The organism is Thermotoga sp. SG1 (assembly GCF_002865985.1).
Lineage (GTDB): Bacteria > Thermotogota > Thermotogae > Thermotogales > Thermotogaceae > Thermotoga.
Genome location: NZ_LNDD01000002.1, coordinates 21,912 through 43,388, shown reverse-complemented (window position 1 = coordinate 43,388; position 21,477 = coordinate 21,912). Strand labels below are relative to the sequence as shown.

General features: G+C 40.1%; 17 protein-coding genes and 1 CRISPR repeat array. Of the genes, 7 read left to right on the top strand and 10 right to left on the bottom strand.

What is annotated here, in order from left to right; all coding sequences use genetic code 11:
* Nucleotide 1 precedes the first annotated feature (1 nt).
* Nucleotides 2–901, bottom strand: coding sequence for a type I-B CRISPR-associated protein Cas7/Csh2 (cas7b, locus tag AS006_RS02350; protein WP_101512778.1), 900 nt, complete (start codon nt 899–901; stop codon nt 2–4).
* Entirely contained in the window at nt 876–2,513 is a 1,638-nt protein-coding gene (locus AS006_RS02345; RefSeq protein ID WP_101512777.1) for a TIGR02556 family CRISPR-associated protein, read from the bottom strand. The genes cas7b and AS006_RS02345 overlap by 26 nt, the downstream gene beginning before the upstream one ends.
* Nucleotides 2,514–2,722: 209 nt before the next feature.
* Nucleotides 2,723–4,236: direct repeats of the CRISPR family, unit length 30 nt; unit sequence GTTTCCATACCTCTAAGGAAGTATTGAAAC.
* Between the two features lie 635 nt (nt 4,237–4,871).
* On the opposite strand from AS006_RS02345, the gene AS006_RS02340 reads away from it, so the two are divergent.
* The 3 genes from AS006_RS02340 to AS006_RS02330 are packed head-to-tail and all read left to right on the top strand — an operon-like array spanning nt 4,872 to nt 6,480.
* Entirely contained in the window at nt 4,872–5,225 is a 354-nt protein-coding gene (locus tag AS006_RS02340; protein ID WP_101512776.1) for a J domain-containing protein, read from the top strand.
* Nucleotides 5,207–5,686, top strand: a complete 480-nt coding sequence (locus tag AS006_RS02335; protein ID WP_233185601.1) for a hypothetical protein — start codon at nt 5,207–5,209, stop codon at nt 5,684–5,686. Before AS006_RS02340 ends, AS006_RS02335 begins: the two co-directional genes overlap by 19 nt.
* A complete protein-coding gene (locus tag AS006_RS02330; RefSeq protein WP_199167304.1) occupies nt 5,686–6,480 on the top strand; it encodes a DUF5685 family protein in 795 nt (264 codons plus the stop codon). The genes AS006_RS02335 and AS006_RS02330 overlap by 1 nt, the downstream gene beginning before the upstream one ends.
* A gap of 2 nt (nt 6,481–6,482) precedes the next feature.
* Here AS006_RS02330 and AS006_RS02325 read toward each other — a convergent pair whose 3' ends face one another.
* From AS006_RS02325 to AS006_RS02290, 8 genes are all read right to left on the bottom strand, one after another.
* Nucleotides 6,483–6,887 carry a hypothetical protein gene (locus AS006_RS02325; RefSeq protein WP_101512773.1) on the bottom strand — a complete coding sequence of 135 codons (405 nt, stop codon included), beginning with the start codon at nt 6,885–6,887 and terminating at the stop codon, nt 6,483–6,485.
* A 170-nt stretch (nt 6,888–7,057) separates the two neighbouring features.
* Complete coding sequence (locus AS006_RS02320) at nt 7,058–7,630, bottom strand: hypothetical protein (RefSeq protein WP_199167302.1); 573 nt, start codon at nt 7,628–7,630, stop codon at nt 7,058–7,060.
* Nucleotides 7,603–8,727, bottom strand: a complete 1,125-nt coding sequence (csm5, locus tag AS006_RS02315; RefSeq protein WP_101512771.1) for a type III-A CRISPR-associated RAMP protein Csm5 — start codon at nt 8,725–8,727, stop codon at nt 7,603–7,605. Before csm5 ends, AS006_RS02320 begins: the two co-directional genes overlap by 28 nt.
* A complete protein-coding gene (csm4, locus tag AS006_RS02310; RefSeq protein WP_101512872.1) occupies nt 8,724–9,593 on the bottom strand; it encodes a type III-A CRISPR-associated RAMP protein Csm4 in 870 nt (289 codons plus the stop codon). Before csm4 ends, csm5 begins: the two co-directional genes overlap by 4 nt.
* Before the next feature lie 23 nt (nt 9,594–9,616).
* Entirely contained in the window at nt 9,617–10,387 is a 771-nt protein-coding gene (gene csm3, locus AS006_RS02305) for a type III-A CRISPR-associated RAMP protein Csm3 (protein WP_101512770.1), read from the bottom strand.
* A gap of 13 nt (nt 10,388–10,400) precedes the next feature.
* Nucleotides 10,401–10,802 (bottom strand): type III-A CRISPR-associated protein Csm2, encoded by a 402-nt coding sequence (gene csm2 / locus AS006_RS02300; protein ID WP_233185599.1) that lies wholly within the window; start codon nt 10,800–10,802, stop codon nt 10,401–10,403.
* 3 nt (nt 10,803–10,805) lie between these two features.
* Complete coding sequence (cas10, locus tag AS006_RS02295; RefSeq protein WP_101512769.1) at nt 10,806–12,971, bottom strand: type III-A CRISPR-associated protein Cas10/Csm1; 2,166 nt, start codon at nt 12,969–12,971, stop codon at nt 10,806–10,808.
* 100 nt (nt 12,972–13,071) lie between these two features.
* Nucleotides 13,072–13,413 carry a YkvA family protein gene (locus AS006_RS02290; protein ID WP_101512768.1) on the bottom strand — a complete coding sequence of 114 codons (342 nt, stop codon included), beginning with the start codon at nt 13,411–13,413 and terminating at the stop codon, nt 13,072–13,074.
* Nucleotides 13,414–13,588: 175 nt separating this feature from the next.
* Between AS006_RS02290 and AS006_RS02285 the strand changes: the two genes are divergently transcribed.
* Genes AS006_RS02285 through AS006_RS02270 form a run of 4 tightly spaced genes read left to right on the top strand, consistent with a single transcriptional unit; the run spans nt 13,589 to nt 21,472 of the window.
* Nucleotides 13,589–15,754, top strand: a complete 2,166-nt coding sequence (locus AS006_RS02285; RefSeq protein WP_158241069.1) for a hypothetical protein — start codon at nt 13,589–13,591, stop codon at nt 15,752–15,754.
* Complete coding sequence (locus AS006_RS02280) at nt 15,751–19,446, top strand: hypothetical protein (RefSeq protein WP_101512766.1); 3,696 nt, start codon at nt 15,751–15,753, stop codon at nt 19,444–19,446. The genes AS006_RS02285 and AS006_RS02280 overlap by 4 nt, the downstream gene beginning before the upstream one ends.
* A gap of 3 nt (nt 19,447–19,449) precedes the next feature.
* Nucleotides 19,450–20,115, top strand: coding sequence for a hypothetical protein (locus AS006_RS02275; protein WP_101512765.1), 666 nt, complete (start codon nt 19,450–19,452; stop codon nt 20,113–20,115).
* Nucleotides 20,090–21,472 (top strand): sigma-54 dependent transcriptional regulator, encoded by a 1,383-nt coding sequence (locus AS006_RS02270; protein WP_101512764.1) that lies wholly within the window; start codon nt 20,090–20,092, stop codon nt 21,470–21,472. The genes AS006_RS02275 and AS006_RS02270 overlap by 26 nt, the downstream gene beginning before the upstream one ends.
* The last annotated feature ends 5 nt before the right edge of the window (nt 21,473–21,477 follow it).

The window sequence follows — 21,477 nt, the reverse complement described above, 5'->3', positions numbered from 1 at the left end:
ATTACCACTCCAGCTTTTCAAGTTGAAACCCTCCGAATATCTCCTTGAAAGATCTTTCGATACCGTTTTCCAAGAGTCTGAGGCGATCATCGACGCTGTACTCAATTTTTTCGATTTTGTCTTTCAAAGAATCGAGTCTTCTTCGAAGATCCGTGATGTCGAGTTTCAGCTCGGAGACGTCTCTTATCTCTTCGTCTTCTTTCTCGGAGACAACTTTCACAAGGTAATCGAGTTCTCCAGAGTGGTAATTCACACCTTCCTTGTAAATGACCCTCACAAGAAGTCTGGGGTTGTGTTCCATCTTCGATCTTGTGATGAGATTCTTCGTGCCTAACCATACTCCTTCGAGGAATTTAGAAACATCGTCTTCCGTGAGACCAGTGAACCTCGCAGAGTTTTGATTTATCACTCCGTAGAAAGCAACGAGAGCATATGGAACCAGCTGATCCTCGCGAAAACTTCTCTGCTTGGAATCCTTTGTGGCAAACGCAGCGGTTCCCTGAACTGTCATGAGTTTCACTCTGTGAAGGCTCATTCCGTATCTGAACTGGATGGGACCCGTTATGGAAGTCTCCATAGCCCCCTTCTTCGCCTGTGGGATAACTGCTCCAAAGAGTCTGATATCGATACACTTCTGACATGCATCGGCCACATCTGTGATATCAAGTTCTCTCATTCTCTCTTCAGGTACTACGGCTTCGCCTGTTACCCAAAGGGTTTCGTTGTAGCGCTCTGCGAGATAATCTCTAACCGTCCTTTTGAGTCTCACATCGGTGACAAAGAGTTTTGAAGTTTCCTCATCGAAGCGTGGTCTGTTTTCGTCGAGGGGATCTCCGTTTGGATTTGCCCACTTCACATCGTAGATGAAGAGAATTTCACTCCTGTTCAGCACCGGATTCATCAGCATCTACCTCCTTGAAGAAAGTCTTTCCAAGTGTCAACCCTGAAACAAAAACAAAACTGATTTCATCTGGTAGTGCAGACCAATTTCCCGCTTCCAAAAATGCCTTGGCTGTTTCCATGAAAAGTTCCGCCACGTTTTCGTTCATGCCGTTGTACGCTTCTATCTTGGCTCTGATCTCCGGGAGAAGTCCTTCCACATCTTTTTTGTTCAATCTAAGGCTTTTCAGTTTTTTCATGAAGGCTTTGGAGTTTCTCTTGACGTACTGAAGATAAAGAAGGTAACTTGCAAGAACTCCTTCCAGAAACACCGCCTTTTTCCACGGTTCATCGAAGAATTCGGGATACTTTGAAAAGAAATCTTCTCCTTTCAAGGTAGGAACACCCCCTTTCAAAACGTTCAAGCGTTTCAGATAGACGTACGTTGCAAAGGCCTCGATTGTTGAACGCTTGTCTTCTTTTCCAAGAATATCGCTTCTTATTCTGGAAAGAAAAAGTGTTATTAACAACCTCTTGTCAAAGGCCCCTTCGGAGAAGACAGCGTTGAACAGCGTGTTGAAGTATCTGTCGACCTTTTCAAAGAACTTGTATATTGTAAAGAGATTCACAGAAACGTTGAATCCATCCTCTTTCAGTTGATTTTCCAGCTTTTCCGATTCTTCGAGGACTTTCTTTATCCTTGTGGGAGAAACCTCTTCGGTGTGAAGAACAATTCTTTCTGCCTGTTGCTCTTTCTCTATCACGATGAAATCGAAAACAGCTTTTTCGTTAGCCAAAACGTTCTCTATATCCTTCTCTAACCGTGCAAAACTTCGAAGTTTTGATCTTCCTTCTGTGTCTTTTATCTCTGCGATCTTCTCCACAACGGATTCCAAAATATCTGATTCAGATACAGAGGGAATGATCCAAAGGATTCTGTTTTTAAAAAACGAAAAGGAAAGCTTCTCATCGATCACTCTCCTTGCTTTCTCCAAAATACTTTTGCAGTCTTCACATATCTGTATGGGAGGCTTTTTGGAAAGGAATGGTGTGAAACTAGGTTTGTCGAACGTGGCGAATTTGAATATGTCACTCAATCTTAGGTTAGCTTCCTTTCCACAGAGAAAACACTTTGTCTCTCCATTGCTTTTTCCTTTCTTAACTGTCTCTTCGAACACTTGAATTATCTTTGGAACTTCTGCTGGGAATCTTCCATCTATGGATATTGTTAGAAATCTTTTTCTTAAATCGTGTTTTCTAAGTAGGTCAATTATGAGTTGTTTGTTGTTTTCTAAAACTTGCCTTATGTCAGACAAAGTTGGATGATCAAAAAAGCCTGTGAATATTTCAAAAGTTCTTTGTGCAGAGTCTTTATCTTTATCTTTTTTCTCGGGCAAAAATTTCATTGTAGGAGAGGAAGACACAGAAAAATTCCCACGCTGTTTTCTGTAGAGAAAAACCTTTGAACTTTTCCCTCCAGGATTTTTCTGAACAGGTACGATCCCTTTGAAAATCAAGCCGTTTGGCGTGGTCTCAAGAGAGATGACAAGGCCTTCTTCCTCAGGAACTTCTTCAGCGAAATCGGAAAAAGAACTGGTCTGAGTTTTTCCAAGATCATAGATTTTCTTCAACATCTCGATCCCCCCAGTAAATTCTTTTCAATGAACCAGCTCTGTTTGTATTGTTTGCTGTTTTAACCTTTCGTTTTCGAACAATTCCACCCAGTCTTTGAAGTTTTTCGTTTTCGTCTTTGTTTCTATATTTTTAGGCACATTTTCCGCCAAAAAGTTCGGTGCCTATACCCAAAAAGGAAGGATTGAGGCTACCCTCCTTCTTATCGACAATGTCCATACCTCTAAGGAAGTATTGAAACTAGCTCCAGAAATTGCAAGATTACTTCAACGATGCTAGTTTCCATACCTCTAAGGAAGTATTGAAACACATACACTTGATGATTAACCCATGCCCACCACGCCCCAAGTTTCCATACCTCTAAGGAAGTATTGAAACGTGTGGTTTCAGTTCTATTCACGGGTACGTCTACTCCGTTTCCATACCTCTAAGGAAGTATTGAAACAAAACTTCAACTGGCACAACGAAGATTATGAATATATGTTTCCATACCTCTAAGGAAGTATTGAAACATTCCTCTATAATGTGTGATATCGGTGTTTCTAATAGTGGTTTCCATACCTCTAAGGAAGTATTGAAACTGGGAAAGCATATGCTAGGGATCTTGGAAAATGCTAGTTTCCATACCTCTAAGGAAGTATTGAAACTAAACGAACTGGCAAGACTGACAGACTCCTCAAGGGAGTTTCCATACCTCTAAGGAAGTATTGAAACCCCCCGACGACACAAACGACGATGTCTCCTTCTTCGAGTTTCCATACCTCTAAGGAAGTATTGAAACCTCGTGCGTCTTGTATTTCTGATAGTTCTTTTATCTGGTTTCCATACCTCTAAGGAAGTATTGAAACTTGGAGCAGCTTGCGCTTCTATCTTTACACCACCAAGTTTCCATACCTCTAAGGAAGTATTGAAACAAGTTACATCACTATCACAGGGTATAGGGCTTCTGTTGTTTCCATACCTCTAAGGAAGTATTGAAACAAGATGCGGGCTATTTAGATGGTGAAGGATGGGTGGAAATGTTTCCATACCTCTAAGGAAGTATTGAAACACTTTCAAAACGCCCATCCTAAGCCGGTTTCCGATATCGTTTCCATACCTCTAAGGAAGTATTGAAACTTCGCAAGGATATCGGCTATCTCATCAGACAAAGTAGTTTCCATACCTCTAAGGAAGTATTGAAACTTTTGGAACCGAACGAAGCGGAGGTTTAATAATCTTGTTTCCATACCTCTAAGGAAGTATTGAAACTATATATTTTCTTAGTGTACTATATTCCCTGTTAGAGTTTCCATACCTCTAAGGAAGTATTGAAACACTTGAGCTTACAAACAAGAATAATATCTCCATCACGTTTCCATACCTCTAAGGAAGTATTGAAACGTTCCCAGTCACTTGCACGTCACCGTCAGTTGTATTAAGTTTCCATACCTCTAAGGAAGTATTGAAACAAGGAATCTTTGCTACTGGAAGTCACACAAGAGGACAGTTTCCATACCTCTAAGGAAGTATTGAAACGAAAAAAGAATTCAGGAGAATTTACAGAAAACAGCTGTGTTTCCATACCTCTAAGGAAGTATTGAAACCCAAACCCTGTTCTCTGAGTGCTTGCAAAATTTGATTACCGCGTTTCCATACCTCTAAGGAAGTATTGAAACTTTGATCGTAATAGATAATCATTGAGTAGGGTAAAGAGTTTCCATACCTCTAAGGAAGTATTGAAACCCGTTGGATTTCAAAGAAATTATACCACAGAACATATCAGAAAGCAAGAGTATATAAGAAGATAGAGAGGGTGTTTCATCATAGGTGATTCTAACACACAGAAAGGGTCAGTCAAGTACTGTTTGGAAAAATGGAATAATTGCATAGTCAATGAAAAGCCTAAACCATAGCAAAAACAAAAGATAAATTACCCTAACCTAGGTCAGGCCATTTTGGGGTGTTTCAGGGGAAAATCAACTAGTTCTTGTTTTCACAAATTCTCGTAAAAAGGTCTACCTTAAAGTGTTAAAGGATAAGTATGTCGCTTCTTTATTTGTCGTCAAATCATAAGTTCATGTTCAAGTTATTTCTGAGTAGTTATTTTCCTTTTTCGCTCATTATTCCTTTTTTATTGCATAGCTTCCGGTACCACAAAGGCGCATGAAATTTTTCGTTACCGGTAATTGCATACTCTATATCACACATCCAGTGCCAAATACAAACACATCCCACTTTGTGAATAAATGGAACTTACCATGGTTTAGTGAATAAAATAAATGAAGTAAATTCAAATAAACTTTTGACTAACATATAAGTTGTGGAATGTATCACAAATTCTGAAGATTTGATAAGATATCACTGCGGAGGTGATATCTGTGAATCCCTATGAAGTTCTCGGTGTTGGACCTGATGCTTCAAAGGAAGAGATAGAAAGGGCTTACCGTGAACTTGTAAAGAAGTACCACCCCGATCGCTACAAAGACCATCCACTCAGAGATCTCGCAGAAGGAAAAATGAAGCAAATCAACGAAGCGTATCAAATGTTAATGAATGGAGATTTCTCAAAGCAATCATCCCAGAAAAGCAGTTCAAATTTTTATCCGTACTCATATTCCATGAGTTACAGAAGAAGGGACGATTGTCGAGACATACTGGCATGTCTTGGATGTGCTTGGTGTACCGACACTTGCTGTGAAGCATGTGGGGGTGATTGTATCCCTTGCATGTGAAAAAGATCTCCTACGGAGGGATAATTTCTGCCCTTGTCATTTTCTTGCTTTACACGGGAAATTTCACAAAGAGCAAGATCTTTTTCGCTGCTCTATGCAGTGTTTTTACAGGATTTCTGGTGGAATTGTTTGGTAAGGGAGCTATTGCATTGATCGTTGCTTTGAATCTACTTTCGTTTCTTATCATTCCCAATCCAGGGTACGTTTTGATATTCCTGGTGCTTTCTTTCTATTCCCTCGTAAGGAAAAAATCTTTTCTTCTCAGATTTTTTTATCTCAACGCGAGTTTTTTTCTTCTCTTGATCGTTGCCATCAAGTTCTTCAAGATAGAACTTCCTGAAGTTTCTTCCATTCTCTACATTTTCGGAGTGGCAGGTCTTCAATTAGCTTTTCTGGCTTACGACTATCTTTACACAAGAATTCTCGATTATCTTCTTCATCTTACAAGGGAGAGAAAATGATGTTTGGATATATCAAACCATTGAAGTGTGAGCTCAAGGTTAAAGAATACGAAGAGTTTCGAAGATACTACTGCGGGATCTGCCGTGCTCTGAAGAGATATTCTATCGTTCCAAGATTTCTTCTCACCTACGAGGCAGCTTCACTTTCTCTTCTTCTTTCGAGTCTGAAAGGTGAGCATGTAGAGAAAAAGAAAAACTTCTGTTTCTTCACCTTGAAAAAGGTGGAATACTACCAATCTGAATCTATAAACCGTGTTGCGGAAATTTTTGTGGCGCTTCTTTCTGAGAAGATGAAAGATAACTACCTAGACACAAAAAATCCAATTTATCTTCTGATCAAATCCTTTTTGAAAAAAGATCCAGAAATATCGAAACTCTTTAACGAATTCTACTCGCTTGAAAGAAAAAAGGCAAATTTTGAAGAACTCGCAAAAGAGCAGGGAAGAATACTTGGAAAGATCCTGGAATCGACCGTTGAAGAAGAAAAACAAAAGAGAATCCTTTACTATCTTGGTACGTACCTTGGAGAGTGGCTCTACATCGTTGACGCGTTCGATGATTTCGAGAAGGATAAAAAGAAGGGGGTATACAACCCCCTCGTCGAAGAGTACAGAGATTTTGAAAAAGCAAAGGCCGCTACAAAGAGCATTCTCGAAAGCTGTGTCAACGAAATCTGGAAGACGTACGATCTTCTGGATATAAGGAGAAACAAGCCAATTCTTGATAACATAGTGTACCTTGGGATACCGGTTGTAACAGAGCAAATTTTGAAAGAAAAGGGAAAATGTAGTTGAGGCTAGGAGGTTTTAAAAAGCACTATTTCACCGTATTGAGGATAGTAGATCTTTATCTTTCCACTTTCGTATCTTCCAGTTAATGGTGTTGCATTCTCGAATCCAGTGAGCCTGATTGTTAAGTACCCGTACTGGTCTATAGTACCAGTTATATCTAAAAGGATATCTATTCCCATGCTGTTTGCACCGAATCTACCCGTAAAACTGAATCCGTCTTGTTGTTCAACGACCAGGACAAATTTCATTGATTCTACCGTCCCATTGTTGTCAAAATCACCCGTAAATGTCTGACTTTCCCATCTTCCTTTTATAACAGGAATAGAAGGACCAGAACTGGACGACACGCAGGAAGTAACCAGAAGCAACGCAGCAACAACCAATCCAAGAAAGACAAATCCCTTCTTCATGATATCTGACCTCCTCTTTGCACATTGGTCCTCTCCCATTCTTTCTTGCACGGCAGGTTGAGTTTTTTGATGGAGAGAATAGAACCTGGTAGATATGCTCTAACGGAGGCAACCCCGGGAAACTTCAGGCAGGAAAGGCTTTAAAAAGTAAAAGGGAGGGAAAGCGTTTCTCATTCAACAACCCTGTAAACTTCCACATCTCCCAGTCCAAGCCTTCTGTTTTTTCCCACACCACACAGTCTTGAAAGTCTCACAAGAGCCGTTGTTTGAGGATCTAGCGTTCTCAAAGTGACGACAAGGCCACTTTTAAGATTTTTCGCGGAAACAGGGAGGAAATTTGGCTCGATTTCTTCTCCTAGAAAGAGCTTCATGTCCTCTTTGAGTTGTTTCAAAGAAAAGGAATTTACACCTTTTACCTTCAAAGCAAACACACCTGGATCTTCAAAGAGGGTCTTTTTGTCGTAGATTTCAACGTACGCTCTTTCGGGTTTCACGACGGCATTCATCACGCGCGGGACGTTGAGAACGAGGAAACGAAAAAGTGAAGAAAGGGGTGAGGAGAGAACAAGTGCATACCCGCTCCTCACCCTGAAAGGGCCTATCACACGAAACGTCCCATCGGGTGCTTCTTCTATGAAGGATGCAACCGCTGGATCGATCGACTCGATTTTTGAAAGAACGAACTCCCACTTTTTCTCACCGGAGAGTTCCTCTTCTACGTAGACTGGGAACCTTCCAACCACAGAACACACCACCCTATGGGAGAGATGAGTTTGTAACTTCTATTCTCTTCTTGGACAAGATATCTCCTTGTGAGAGGCGCTTCGTCGTTTCCGTGATTCTTTATGATGTTTCTCACCCTTTTTCTTGTCTCTTCGTCGAGCAAAATGAACAGAGAGTTTGCCATGAGTCCTCCACCGTATCCTACGTGAATCAGAAAGGTATTTTCCTTCTTTGCCTTTTCTATCTGTTCAAACCTTTTTTCTATCTTTTCAGTGTCTATGTTTTTGAAGTTTTCTTTTGCCTTTTCGAAACGCTCTTTTTCAAATTTGAACACCTCTGTGTAGAAATCATCAACGATCTTCAAAATCTCTTCGAGGCTTTCTGGAAGATCCACTTTGTAACGCTTCCTTGTTTCTTCAAGGAAATATCTGTAATCGTCCTTTGCAAAGGTTATATCAAACTTGAATTCCTTTTTGATAGGCACAAACTCCACGGGAAATGTTCTTGGATTGTTATTTGGACGGGCCATGTAAAACACACCAACATCATGGACAACAACCTGTGCGACTATTCTTTCAGAATCAGAAATTCTCAAGAAACGAAAGTAATCGCTGTTGATGTTTTGGTGGTCGAATCTAAACAGTTCATCTAAGAATTTACGTGTTCTGAAAAAATTTCTTCTTCGATTTGAAATATCTTGCCTGACATTTTCACGAAACTTTTCAAGATATTTTTTGTTGTTCTTCAAGACGTACCATGTCAGTGCAAGTCTAATGGCTCCTTTCAGAGAACTTCCGGGAATGTAGACGGTTCCGTCTGGATGATGGATCAACTCCAATATTTCGGGAGCTCTTTTTCTGGTTTTAAAATCTGAATAAAGGCTCACTTCGTAGAAAATGCCGTCAGTTAAATCACCAGCGATAGATGGAGTGAGAGGAGTTGAAAGAGAATCTTTGAGTTCTTTGTGCTTGGCGAAAATTTCAAGAAATTTTCTTGTTTTGAGTCTTACCGCATGGTTTTTTCTTTCACCACTTCCAAGCACAACGAGATTGCAAGGTGGGTACTTTTCTCCACTTCCTATGTGAAGCGGTGTGAGGGTTTGGAGGATTACTTTCATGATGCATCACCACCGAATGCCACACAGAGTGGTGAGGTCTGAACGAAATAATCTTCTATCTTCAACACCCCACGGCCCACAGGTTTGAAAGGAAATACGGAACCTTCTTGGATATAGTGGAGTTCTTTTTTAACCTTCATAACGTCTTTTTTCACGCCTCTTCTTCTTACCACTTTGTAGAAGCCTTCGTTCAATCTTCTTCTTTCTTCAACAGAAGGTATAAAAAGAGACAGAGAAAGATAGTATTTTCCTTCTTCCGAAAGAAAGGGAGCTTCTTCAAAGTCTGCATCGAACAAACCGTATCCGTAAGTTGAATCTCCACCAAGTCCGCTGTCACCAAGAGATCTCACAGAAGCCTTGAATAATTCCTCGTATTCGTCTGGAAACTCCGCCAGTACAACTGGTGTGAAGCTTTCTTTTACAAAAGCAACCTCAACAAAATAAAGGTTTGAAGAGTTTGTGACTCTGTCCAGAGTGTTTCTTGGTATTCTTGAAACTTCTACCGGAGACTCTTCACATACAGATTCCATTGCCTTTTCTATCGATGTGTAATCCTTAAGACTGTCCAGAAATACATAGTTCGCTTTTTTCAATTTCTTGAAGTCTCCCTTCTTGCTGTCTTCATCCTCTGGATCAAGAACGTTGTACGAAAGAGGCTTTGGAACAAGAAGGCGCTCTTTTTTGTCAGATTTTTTAAGGAAAATAAGGGAGGAAACCTTTAGATTTTTTGCAAAATCTTCTGCTTTATCCGAATGTTTAAACGCATGATACACAATAGCCCCGTAGATGGTATCAGAGTGAATGGTGGGGAGGGTGGAATCGGATTCATCCCCCCTTCCCACCCTGAAACCACCCCGGAAATTCATTTTCACAAGAAGGCGCACTTCTATCACCCTTTCACAAGTTCAGAGATAGCTTTCTTGAAGTCTTCGATATCTCCTTTAAGAGTTTTCGATTTTGGATCTTCTTTTCCAAGGTAGTAGTCTGAACTCTTGAAGATCAACTCTTCTATTTTGAACTCAACCTTCCCGTATCCTCTGCTTCCACTTCCCCCAAGATAGTCGTCTTCGACGAGTTCAAGTGCGGTTGCTATGTTTTCAAGGTCTTCTTTTATATGTTCTTTGTTCTCTGCAGTGTAAACAATTTCAAATTCAAATTCTGCACCTGCAGGAACTCTTTCGACCGGTCTTGGAACAGCACTGCATGTGACCCTATCAAGAGCGTTTTCTGTTTTCCATTCCGTATATGGAAGATCTGTTTCCATGTTGAGGAGTCTGTCTTTCGACTCTTCCGTGAGAAAGGCATCTCTTACGATAAGACGAGAAGGAATGCTTATCCTCTTCTCATTATCTAATTTTCCAGATGCTCCAAAAAGGCGACATATCTCACAATCTTTTTCTTTGCAAATGTGAATACTTATCTTAGTACTCCCATCAACTATAGGTACGAGATCCTTATTTTTCAATCTTTCCATCAGACTTCTCATCTTTCCCTTTATGGAGCTTCCTGGAATGTAAGGTTCGCCGGTAAGAGGATTTCTGATAACAGGATTATCAACTCCTCCGATGTTCACACCGAGTTCTTGACCACCCACTCTGAGACCTGTTTTTAAGATGATCTTTCCTTTTATAATGTACTTTCCATGAATCGGTCTCTCCACCGCTCATCCCTCCTCACTTTCTCACTGATCTGCTATTCCTTGCGGTTTCAGAATAGAACTTGTGGTACGCAAGAACTGCATCGTAGAACTTTTTGAATTTCTCGAAATCTTCTGGCGTTTTTATCTCATCTATGAGTGGTTCAAGAACTTTTCTGAGTTTTTTGATGTCTTCGGAAACACCCCTGCCGGCCTGATAAGCAAGAAATATCTTCATGAAATGGACTTCATTCAGAATATCCTCTTTGAATGCTTGCTGGTTCTGACTGTACTTTCTTCTGTTGTAAGCGTACTTGCTCCATATCTTTGTCAGGTGTCCGTGGAATTTTCTGAGTTGGTTTGTGTTGGAAAGGTTTTTCCCAATCTCCTCTGCCTTTTTCACAAGATCCATCAAATCGCTTTTGAGAGAAACCTCCACGTCTCATCCCTCCTTTTTCCTTGCAAGAAGATCTACAAACTGGAGAATTACGTTCAAACTGTCTTCTCCGAGTTCTTCGAGTTTTTCTCTTGTCAGACTGGCCACTCTTTTGTCCTCTTCTTTGTTCTCTCTTGCTTCTATGTAGGCAAGAAAGGCTCTGTTGAGAGGGGTGTCCTCTTGTGTGAGTTTGAGAGCCTTCCTGATAACGCTTCTGTCCACTTTCGTTGCAAGTTCCTTCAACTCCGAATAAACTTCGTACATTTTGAAGAACATCTCCCAGCTAACGGCATAGTAGTTTTTGCTCGAGAATGCGATGCTGTTCTTTCCTGATCTTTTTGCAGAACTTTCTGCCCTTTCGGACATCTCTCTTATGAGTCTCATACTCGTTTTTTCGTCTGTTATAACATAGCCTGCAGAGAAGGTGATGAAGTCGTTCGTCGTAAACTTCGAAAACTCCTCTCTCAATTGTTTAGCAACATCGAGCACATCGTTCCAGCCTCCAACAAGGTAGAGGTCGTCTCCTCCAGAATAGATCACCATTACGTTTTTTCCCTCGACAATTTTTTCAACCCTTTCTTTGAAGAAGAAACTCATGAGCCTTGAAAGTGTGCTGTATCTTGAAAGGGTTTTTCTTTTAAGACCATCACGAAAGATCCTTCCCAGATTGTCAACGTCAACAAGAAGGCTTGCTATCTTCTTTCCAGGTGCTTCTTTTGCGATCTCCTCGAACTCTTGGTGCTCGAAATACGTTATCACCTGGATTCTTCTGACGTTTTCTTCGTTTTCTGAGAACTGATATATGTCTCTTATTTTGTAAGCACCTTTTTCTGGTTTTTTAGAGAACTCGAAGTGTTTGTCGAAGATCTCGAACTTTCCATTTTCCTTTTCAACGATATAAACGTGATCTTTCTTGAGAAGATCTTTTCCGAGTTCGTACATTTCTCTGCAGAAATCACAGGCTATTTCTTCTTCACTATCGCCTAGGGTGAAGAGCTTTTCAACCCTGTTTCCACACACTTTACACGTAAAACTTCCCCTTTCTGTAATCGAAGAAAGATCGTCCGGGAAAAGTTCTTCGAGGTCTTCTTCTGTGTACATTCTGAGTTTTCTCAGGTTCACCTTCTTTACTATGTCATCGAAGATATTTTTCATGTCGCTGACATCATTCGCTGAAAACTGTGTGTATTCCATCACAAGATGGAGTGAAAGCCCTTTCTTTCTAAACCAGGCGTTCAGCTCCTTTCTGATACCTTCAAGAGCCTTCTTCACCTTTTCTGTGTTGGAAAGAACAATATAGAAGTGACCACCGCCTATGAAGTGAACGTTCGTTCTGTAAAAGCCCGTTCTTTCAAGAATCTCATCCACAACAACTTCTTGAAGGATTTCTATGAAGAAACTCCTTCCTCTGTAAGACCTGAGAGCTCCCTTTGAAGAAACACTGGCGATGAAGTTCTGTATTCCAGAAACGTCTCCTCCCACAAGGAGGAAGGGTTTCACAGCGGGATTTTTGAAATAGTTCTTCATCTCATCGTAAGTTCGGAACGTTAGGTTATTTTCCTTCGCGTAATCGTACAGGGAAATGGCGAGCATGGCCGTGACCTTCAAATGGTCGTAGAGAGAAATATCCATGTCTCCTTCCACTTTGGTTTCCTGAGGAATGAAGGAGAAATACTTGTACACAAGGAAATTCACATCATCTGGAGATAGGGTTATCTTCTCTGCATCTTTAACGAACGATTCATAAAGATCAATGTGACTTTTCTCTTCTTCTTCCATTTCAGTGACAGCCTCTGTTATTCTGTCTGCGGACTTAACGGGGAAGTAGGTAGGCTTTCTTGCGTTTTCCTTTTCAGGAATCTTTGAAAGAAGATTTTCTATCCTGCGATGTTCGTTGAACCTGCCTCCCTCAGTCATTCTTTCACTGCTGGACAGATTGTCCGCAAAGCACACATACCAAACCTTTTCATCATCTAACTTCTTTTCTTTAAGATCTTTTTCATGGTGATAGTGTATGTATTTTTGGAACTTTGCAAACTTCTTTGCTTTGTTTGTGAAATCATACCCTGCCAGTTGATGTTTTTCTGCGCTTTTTTCCGCTCTTCTCACAACCTTTCCCACATCGTGAATGAGAGCACCCAGAACTATTTCCTCCCTCTCTGTGTCGCTCAAGAGAAACTCACCCCCTTATCCTGGTGTTCATTATTAAGAATTATAAAACAAATATCCAAATTAAATGAAATTGAAAAAAAAGGACACAAGAGTGCGTCCGTTAGATGATCCCTTTGCTCTTAGCTTTCATTATGAGGTCTTTCACTTCGTTGTAGACCATTGCAATGACCGTTATATCATCTATGTAGCCTACAGCTGGTATAAAATCTGCTATGAGATCAGTAGGTATGAGAAAGTACAGAATAGCTCCTATGATTATTGCCTTGGTCTTTCCCGGTATCTTCATTCTCCCACTCATGACTGCTTCGAGGAGTGCCCAGAGATCTTTGAACTTTTGAAAAGCCTTGCCGAGCACATTCTTCTTCTTTTCCGCTTTTCTTGCCGCAGCGTTCAGTTCTGATTCCGAGATGTTGTCTCTTTTGTAATTATCTAAGTAGTCCATCGAACCACCTCCTTCTAGTGTTGTTCCATGTTTTTAAGTACACTTTCCGACAAACCGTTTTATGATTTTCCTGGAAGTCTGCCAATCTGAAAATTTTTCCATGTTTTTAAGTACACTTTCTGGCACACAGGATCATGTTAAAATAAACACGAGTACAACGAATGGGGGGATCTATGTGAAAGTCGCACGTGTTTTTTCAAAATCTTCTGATGTAACAATCACTATAAGATACTCCTCCAAGATTGGATTTTCTTTTTCTTATTCTGGAAAGCCCATAGACTATAGAAAAAAAGATATGATAGTTATAGAAACAGACGGTGAAAAAGAAGAATTCTCTGGATTTTCTCTCTTTGAAGCTATAAAACTGGCGAAGAACATACTCAAAAGCCCTGCCACTCTCATCTGTCCCATAGGCACCTCCGTACTTACTAAGAGAAATATGGAAAAAGCCTTGAAAGATATAAAACCCATTTTCTCTGAGGAAAATCATCTGAAAAGAATAAAAATGCTCTGGGAAGCAAAACTGGAATTACAGGAGCTTCCAGCAGAAGTTAGCTCTTTTGTTGGAATAATCAAAAGTGGCTTTGCCATCGATAAAATCGTTCTGATAGCGTTCCCCGATAAGAATAAAAAGTATGAACATCTTGAAAAGTTGAAAGAAGTATTCAAAGAAAACATCAACATAAGTATGGAAGAAATTAAAAAAGAATTCTCCCCAGCAGATAGAGGAAGTTATTCTTCTCTCTTTGTTGACCTTTGGAAAGTCTTGAAAGAGCTGATAAATAGAGAGAAAGATAAAACGGTTCTTTTCAATGCAACAGCCTCCTACAAGATAGTTACTTTGATCACCTCGGTGATGTCCTTTCACAGCAGGAGAAACGCTTTCTATTCCTTTGAAGGGAGTCAAGAAACACTCGAAATACCTCCTTTTGGTATGGATTGGGATTATTCCTATCTTGATGAGATTCTTCCATTCATTCAGGCAGAGCAGATGGACCTTCTTGATATTCCTTCGGAGCTTCAGGACATATATCTAGATGGTTCCGTTTCTTACTATCCTCTAAACGAGATAAAGGAGTTGTACAAAGAAAAACGAGATGTCCCTTTCGACTACGGAGAAAGGTACATAAACATAATCGATTCTGAAGAACTGAAAAGTTACTTAAGAGAGGGAATAAAGCGTGTTTGGTCGTACATGTGGATAGGTGATCAGATCCCTGAAACCGTTGAACATTCTCAAAGACACAGTAGAAGGTTGATGAATCTAGCATACCACATCATCAGAACGATGGGACTTGAAAAAGTATCCGAAGAAATAGATCTGGAAGGTAAGTATGTAAACGGGATTTCATACAGGGATATGTTCCTTTTCATTCTAGGTGTTGCCATCTACGTTCACGACCTTGGTCATGTCTACCCGATCTTGAAAACATCGGACGGAGAGTACATTCTGGAAGGTTTCCCTTCCCTCATAAGAGATCTGCACAACGAACTCACCGTGAGCCTTATTGAGAGCGGTGAATACAACGTCTTGGGGATCGACGAAGGGTTCAAAAACGCCAAATCTTTGAAAGAAATCTTTGGTGAAAAAAAAGAAGAAGTAGTAAACGCTATAAAACTGGTATGCCGCTATCACAGAAAGCATTTACCAATCTATCAGAAAAGTACTCTGAACAAAACAATGGAGATACTTACAAGGGCTTTCAAAATAAAAATATCACCGCTTGTCGATGAAGCAAAACAGATAGAAGATGAGAAATTACGTAAAATAGTCATAAAAGCAGCTCAGTGGTTGAGATTCATCGATGGGCTGGACGTTCAGGCAGATCGAACCGTCACAGAAAGTTATCAGAGGATGAGAGTCGAAAGGACTTCAAAGGAAATAAACTATCTGTATAGAAAGTGGCTTATGATCGATCAAAAGGAAAAGGAAGAGTTTCGATCGATCCAGGATAAGATCGAAGAAATCTACAATTTGAACATTGATCTGTTAAGCCCAGATAGATCCAGAAAGATGGAAGAAATTTCAAAGGAATTGGAGAGTTACCTCTACAAACTTTTAGAAAGTGACAAAAAAAGAATACTATCCTCTCGAACAGCTGAAATCCTCTTCAAGATTGCTTTCAAAGCAAGGCAGTTTGTTCACTTTGATAAACACAAAGCGGTCAGCACAGTGTTCCCTGCAAGATTCGATGAGAAAACGAAAAAACTTCTCATAAAGATCTTCAAAAATCCGGAATTCAACGCCGAAAGTGAAATGAAATCTATAAAAGAGGAAATAGAGAGGGAGAAGGAAAGTGCTGAACTTACGGATTTCGAACTGGAGGTGCTTGTGAAATGAAAGGGGCAGAGTTTTCCACAACGGTGTTGAAGAATCTTTTGAATTTCCTTTCAAAACAGTTTGGGGTGAATCCAGAGTTCTCAATAGAAATTCAGGAAGAAGTGGAAAACGATACATCGTGCATCGTCAGATTCTCCGCTAATGATAAGGCAATCGAATTTCCACTCTTGTTTCCGAACGAGGAGAACGTTTATATCGCTCTTGGAGAAAAACTTGTGACTCCTTATGTGATAATACCGGATTTCAAAGCGGCAAATGAAGAGGATGAAGAGAATGAGGAAGAACCAACACTTGAAGAAAACAGAGTGATGAATCTTGATGCGCACAAAGTAGCGCCCGGCTATCTGTTTGCAGTTGCATCCACTTTGTTTTACTATTTGTCATCCGGGAAGCTAGAAAAAGCAGAACCTCATTTAAACAAGCTCTATGGTAAAAAAGGAGCCCTCTTCTGCCCTGTATTCAGAAAAGAAAAAAAGACCTACGGAGTAAAGATACTCGTATTTCAGGACCTCGAAAACTTAAACGATCTTGAAAGAAATTTTCTGGCAAAGAAAGTGGTTTACCCACGAGAAAAAGTTCCAGAGAGCATGCGCTATCCACATGAAAGTCACGTTCGAAGAGTGGATCTTTTTGAAACGCCTGAATCGGAAAAGATTGGGCTTCTCCTTTCCCTCACAGAAAATGCAAGTTTCAACCCTGAAACACTTTCGATAGAGGAAGGAGATCTCTTCAGTCTTGCCACGTATCAGATTCCATTCATACTCCACTCAGATGGTGCACGCGTTCTGATGGGTTCTAAAAATCTGAAACAAGCCATGCCGTTGAAGAATCCAGAAGAACCGATCGTCAAAGCCGAAAAGAGTCTGAAGTTAGGTGTAAATGCCTTTGTAGTTTACATGCTCTATAAGGGATTGAACTTCGAAGATGGTATAGTGGTCAGTGAGTCTTTCGCCAAGAAGATGCTTTCCGAAGTTGAGGAAACCTACAAAGTGACTCTGATGGGCATTTTCCCGTCGGAAATCGAAGAAAAAGGAAACACAATCGTTTTTTCATGGGAGGCGTCTAAGAAATCGAACGAAATAAAAACGGAAGTTCGGCTGTGTAAAGATATAGGTTCAAAGATAAGAAGAGGGGATACGTTGGTCGAAATGTCGATCTACGAAAATGGAAAAAATATCAAAAAGGTGACAAAGCGATACGAGGGATACTACGATGCAGTAATTGAAACCATAAAAATTCATCCTCCCAAATATCCTTTCAAGGCTCAGAGCAAAGAAGAAAGCGAAATGCTGATCGAATTTCGTTTGAAAGTGATAAAACCTCTCAAAGTGGGAGACAAATTATCGGGAAGACATGGAAACAAGGGAGTAGTGAGTAAAATCTTGCCAGATGAAAAAATGCCGGAGGTGTTCATCGACGGTCGGTGGCAAAAAGCAGAAGTCCTTCTGAGTCCACTTGGTGTAGTTTCCCGAATGAACCTGGGACAACTTTATGAAACTACCATATCTCCTCTGATAAAAAAAGGCCTGTATCAAAGCGTCTTTCCTATGAATTACAGATTCTCGGACGAAGAAAGAAAGAACATCCTAGAAAGGTTGAGAGATCTTGGTGCAGATGAGCTTGGAAGATACAGAGTGAGATTCGAAGGCAGAGAAATAAGAGCACTTGCCGGGTTTCAGTACATCATCAGACTCGATCACTGCGTGGGTGACAAAATACACGTGATAGGTCGAAATGCACCTATCAGTCCTATAACGTTCCAACCTTTCAAAGGAAGAAGAAGAAAAGGTGGTCAGAGGTTCGGTGAGATGGAATTTTGGTGCCTTCTGGAGCATAATGCTTTCAAAACCCTGGAAGTTTTCAGAAGATGCAATACAAAAGATTATGATCCAACACCTAAACTGAACGAGGCATTGAATGTTCTCATATACAAACTCGGTGGAAAGGATTCTTCCGGAGAGAATTTCTCCTATGTAGTGGAAGAAGGGAAAACAAAAATTGTTGAAAGGATAGAAAAAAGCAGTATTCTTGAAAACGAACATTTCAACAATTTCTTGGAGTCCCTAGCTAAACAGAACCAAAAACAATTTATAAACCTTTTCAAGAAAGAAGGTTATGTGAGAAATGTAATGATCGCAAGAAGGTTGTTCTACTCAGGAAGAAGCGTGATCGTACCTGCTCCGTATCTCGAACCAGACACCGTTTTACTTCCTGCGGAATTTGGAAAGGCATTCACTGGAAAAGATCTTTCTCTCGAAGAGCTGAACAAGTGGGCCAAAGGGAAATATGTCCTTCTCAACAGGCAACCCTCACTTCACAAAAACAGTGTTCTTGCATTCAAGTTCAGATTTTGGAACGAACTGGCAATAGGTTTCCCTATACTTGCCTGCAAAGGATTCAACGCAGATTTCGATGGAGACACAATGGCAGTTTACTTCCCAATAGAACAATCTCAAGAACTTGTCAGAATGACCATTAAAAACGTTCCCTTCACACCTGAGAACGGTTCTCTTGCCATTAGTGTTGACCAGGATTTCGTCTATGGACTCTACAGACTTGGAAAAGCAAAAAACAAAAAGGAAGCCCAGAAGTATATCAGTGGTCTGATACAATCTGGAAAATTCGATGAGGCTGTTAATGCCCTACAAGAAGCTCTTGAAAAAGCTACCGAAGAAAATCTCACACTGAGCATTTACGAGATAGAGAAGGACGAAGGTAGTTTCAAGATAATCAAGGAGACGAAATGTCGTGGAAACGAAGTTCAATATACCCAATTGAATGAGAAAATAGATCATTTGAACGAAAACTTCTTGAACGGTGTGAGTTTGGAAAATTACATCGACTACATAGCTAAAAGGGCAAGAAGAACCCTTATGGACAAGAAACTCCACGTTGCAAACGCCGGAGATTTCACCAGAGAACTTGTGGAGATATTGGGAGATGTTATTTTGGAAGAAGAAGGTGAAGGTGTTCTGGAGTACTCTTTAGAAGACATCGAGTGGCTCTCTGAAACAGGTTTGTTGAAAAACGCCCTTCTTGGAAGATACGATCTAGATGAAAGGAAATTTCTAGAAGAGAGCGACCTGGATGAAATATCAAAAAACCCCAGGAAGGTGAGGATATATTCCCCCATCGGTGGAAAGGTCACCAGAAGATCCTTCGGTCTTGATCCTGCAACGTTCAAACCACTGGAAGTGAAGTACGTTGGGGTCTACGCAGGACACACGATAGGTGAGAGAGGAACGCAGCTTTCAATGGAAACCTTCCATACCGGAAAGCCTTTTAACATGGCTGTAGTGAGAGCGTACATTTTCAGAAAGCTGGAAGAGTCAAAGTCTTTCGTAGGTTTCATAAAGAAACTTTCTACTGAGATCGATGAAGATAGAATAAGAGAACTGTTTAGTAGCTCAAAAGGAATTTTTGAAAAATTAGACCTGAACTTTATCTACTTTGAAATCCTCTTTGAAGAGATGAAGAAAGGAAAGAGGAAAATCCTGAACAGATTGAAATCTTGGGGAACTAACGAAAACAAAGAAAAGATGAAGGAACTCCTCAAAGAAAGGGGATTTTTAACGGCCATTAGTTATCAAAACGGGCACAATCTTGTAAAACTTGTCGAGAAAGGTGATTCGTTCGAAGAAAAACATCCCAGAGCCTTCATGTTCTCAGCCTACAAGTTGAAGGGGGAATAAAAAATGTCTGAAATCAGGAAACAAAAAAGAGAAAGGAGTACTGAACAAAAAACGTCACAAAAACAAAAACGAAGATACGCACTCTCTGATGTCTACGAGACTCCTGATGAGTATCTCGAGATAGAACCAGAGGACACCACATGGGATGACGAAAGAGAAACCTCTGTTTATCGAGATTTAGAATACAACATCGAAACGTTGGGGTATGAGAAACCCTTACAGTGTGCAGCTTTCATTTTAAAAACCAAAAAAGGATATCGATGTTTTTTCACAAAACCTTATGAAAAGGTTCCGTACAGGGAAATTGTGGAAGAGATCACGGAAAAACTCAACGAAGGAAAGGAAATTGAAGAAATAAAGGGAAACATCACTTCAGGTGGGAAGTCAAGAACGAATCTGAAAAAATACGGTGTTGTTATAAAGACCAAAGAAAATCTATACTCCTTGAACTATTTCACCGCAAAAGGAAGACCCAAAAAAGAGAGTGCAGAATCCCTGGCTGAGCACTTTTTGGAGAAGCGTTTAGAAGACATTAAAATCGTGCAGAGTTTGAGTCCCTCGAAACTGGAGGAAAAGCTAGAGAAAATGCTGGATGAAGAGTATCCTACCATGGGAGAAAGGAAAAAGAAAGAGGTGAAAAAACATGTCCTCAAGAAACTCCAAAGTTGACATAGTGATCTTCTTCCGAGACACGAATCTGAAAGACGTCGTAAGCGAAATCCTCAAAAACCTCAAAGAAAAAGTTGCGAAAGATTTGGGAAAGCCGGAACTGGAAAGATTTGAGGTTCATGAAAAACTCCCTGAAAAATCACAGAAGATAATACTCATCACAGACGATCCCAGAGTGTGTGAACATTACAAAAAAGACTTCGAACGCATTTTGTTCTTTGTAGAAAAATCCATCCCATCTTCTCTAATAGACCACCTTATTGACTATCCAGTATCTGGCATCTTCTCCAAGAAAAACTTCATGACAGAATACGAAGAGAAGGGGAAATTTGAAGCAAGAGTAAAGGAAATAATCAGAGATCTTCTAGAAGATGAGATCGAAGAGAAAGAAATCAGAAAAAGCATAGACTGGAAATACAGTGCAGAAGATCGTGGTAAAAAGTTTGTGAGCTTGTTTCTGGACCCCGCAATGGAAAAAACAGTAGAGAACATAAGATACATAATACGTCAGTTAAGAATAATATATGAAAAACTTAAACTGGTAGAGATTCTAAAAGAAAGAAAGAAAATAATGAATCAATGGGAAAAGAGCGGGGATCAGAAATGGAAATCTCTAATCGAATTTTCTAATTTTGAGAAATATTTTGAGCAAAATTATCGAATTGTTCCTTCTGTTCTCATAGAAGGGCCAACTGGATCTGGGAAAACTCTTCTTGCAGAGCTCATAGCAAGAAGTATTTATGAAAACATCAAGATTGACAAGGTGGAATTTTCTGACTTTTATTCGAAGATATCTATTCTAAATCTCGGAAATCTCGTTGAAACAGAGTTGTTTGGTAGTGCAGAAGGAAGTTTTACCGACTCGAAGGACTACCCTGGAGAATTTCTCTCCTATTCAGGCGGGGTAGTTTTTCTGGATGAGATAGGGGAACTACCACCTGAGACACAGGCAAAGCTTCTTCTTTATCTTGATAACTTGAAAGTCAGACCACTTGGAAGAACAGAACAGTTCTTCGCTCCAACCATCATTATTGCAGCAACAAACAAAGATCTTGAGCATGAGATTACCAAAGGCACCTTTAGAACAGATCTTTACAGAAGATTTCTCTTTAGAATAAAGCTTCCGTCACTGAATGAAAGAAAAGAGGATTTTAGATTGTTAATCAGTTTTGTTCTGAGCACATCTCCCTATAATACAGGAAATGTCAGGTACATTAGTATGAGAGCTATCAAAAAACTGGAGAAACACAACTTCACTGGAAACTTCAGAGAACTTGAAGAAATACTCAGCAATGCCCTGATAAAAGCTAGTATCGCCGATAGGGATATTATCCTTGAAAAAGATCTAGATATCTGATTCAC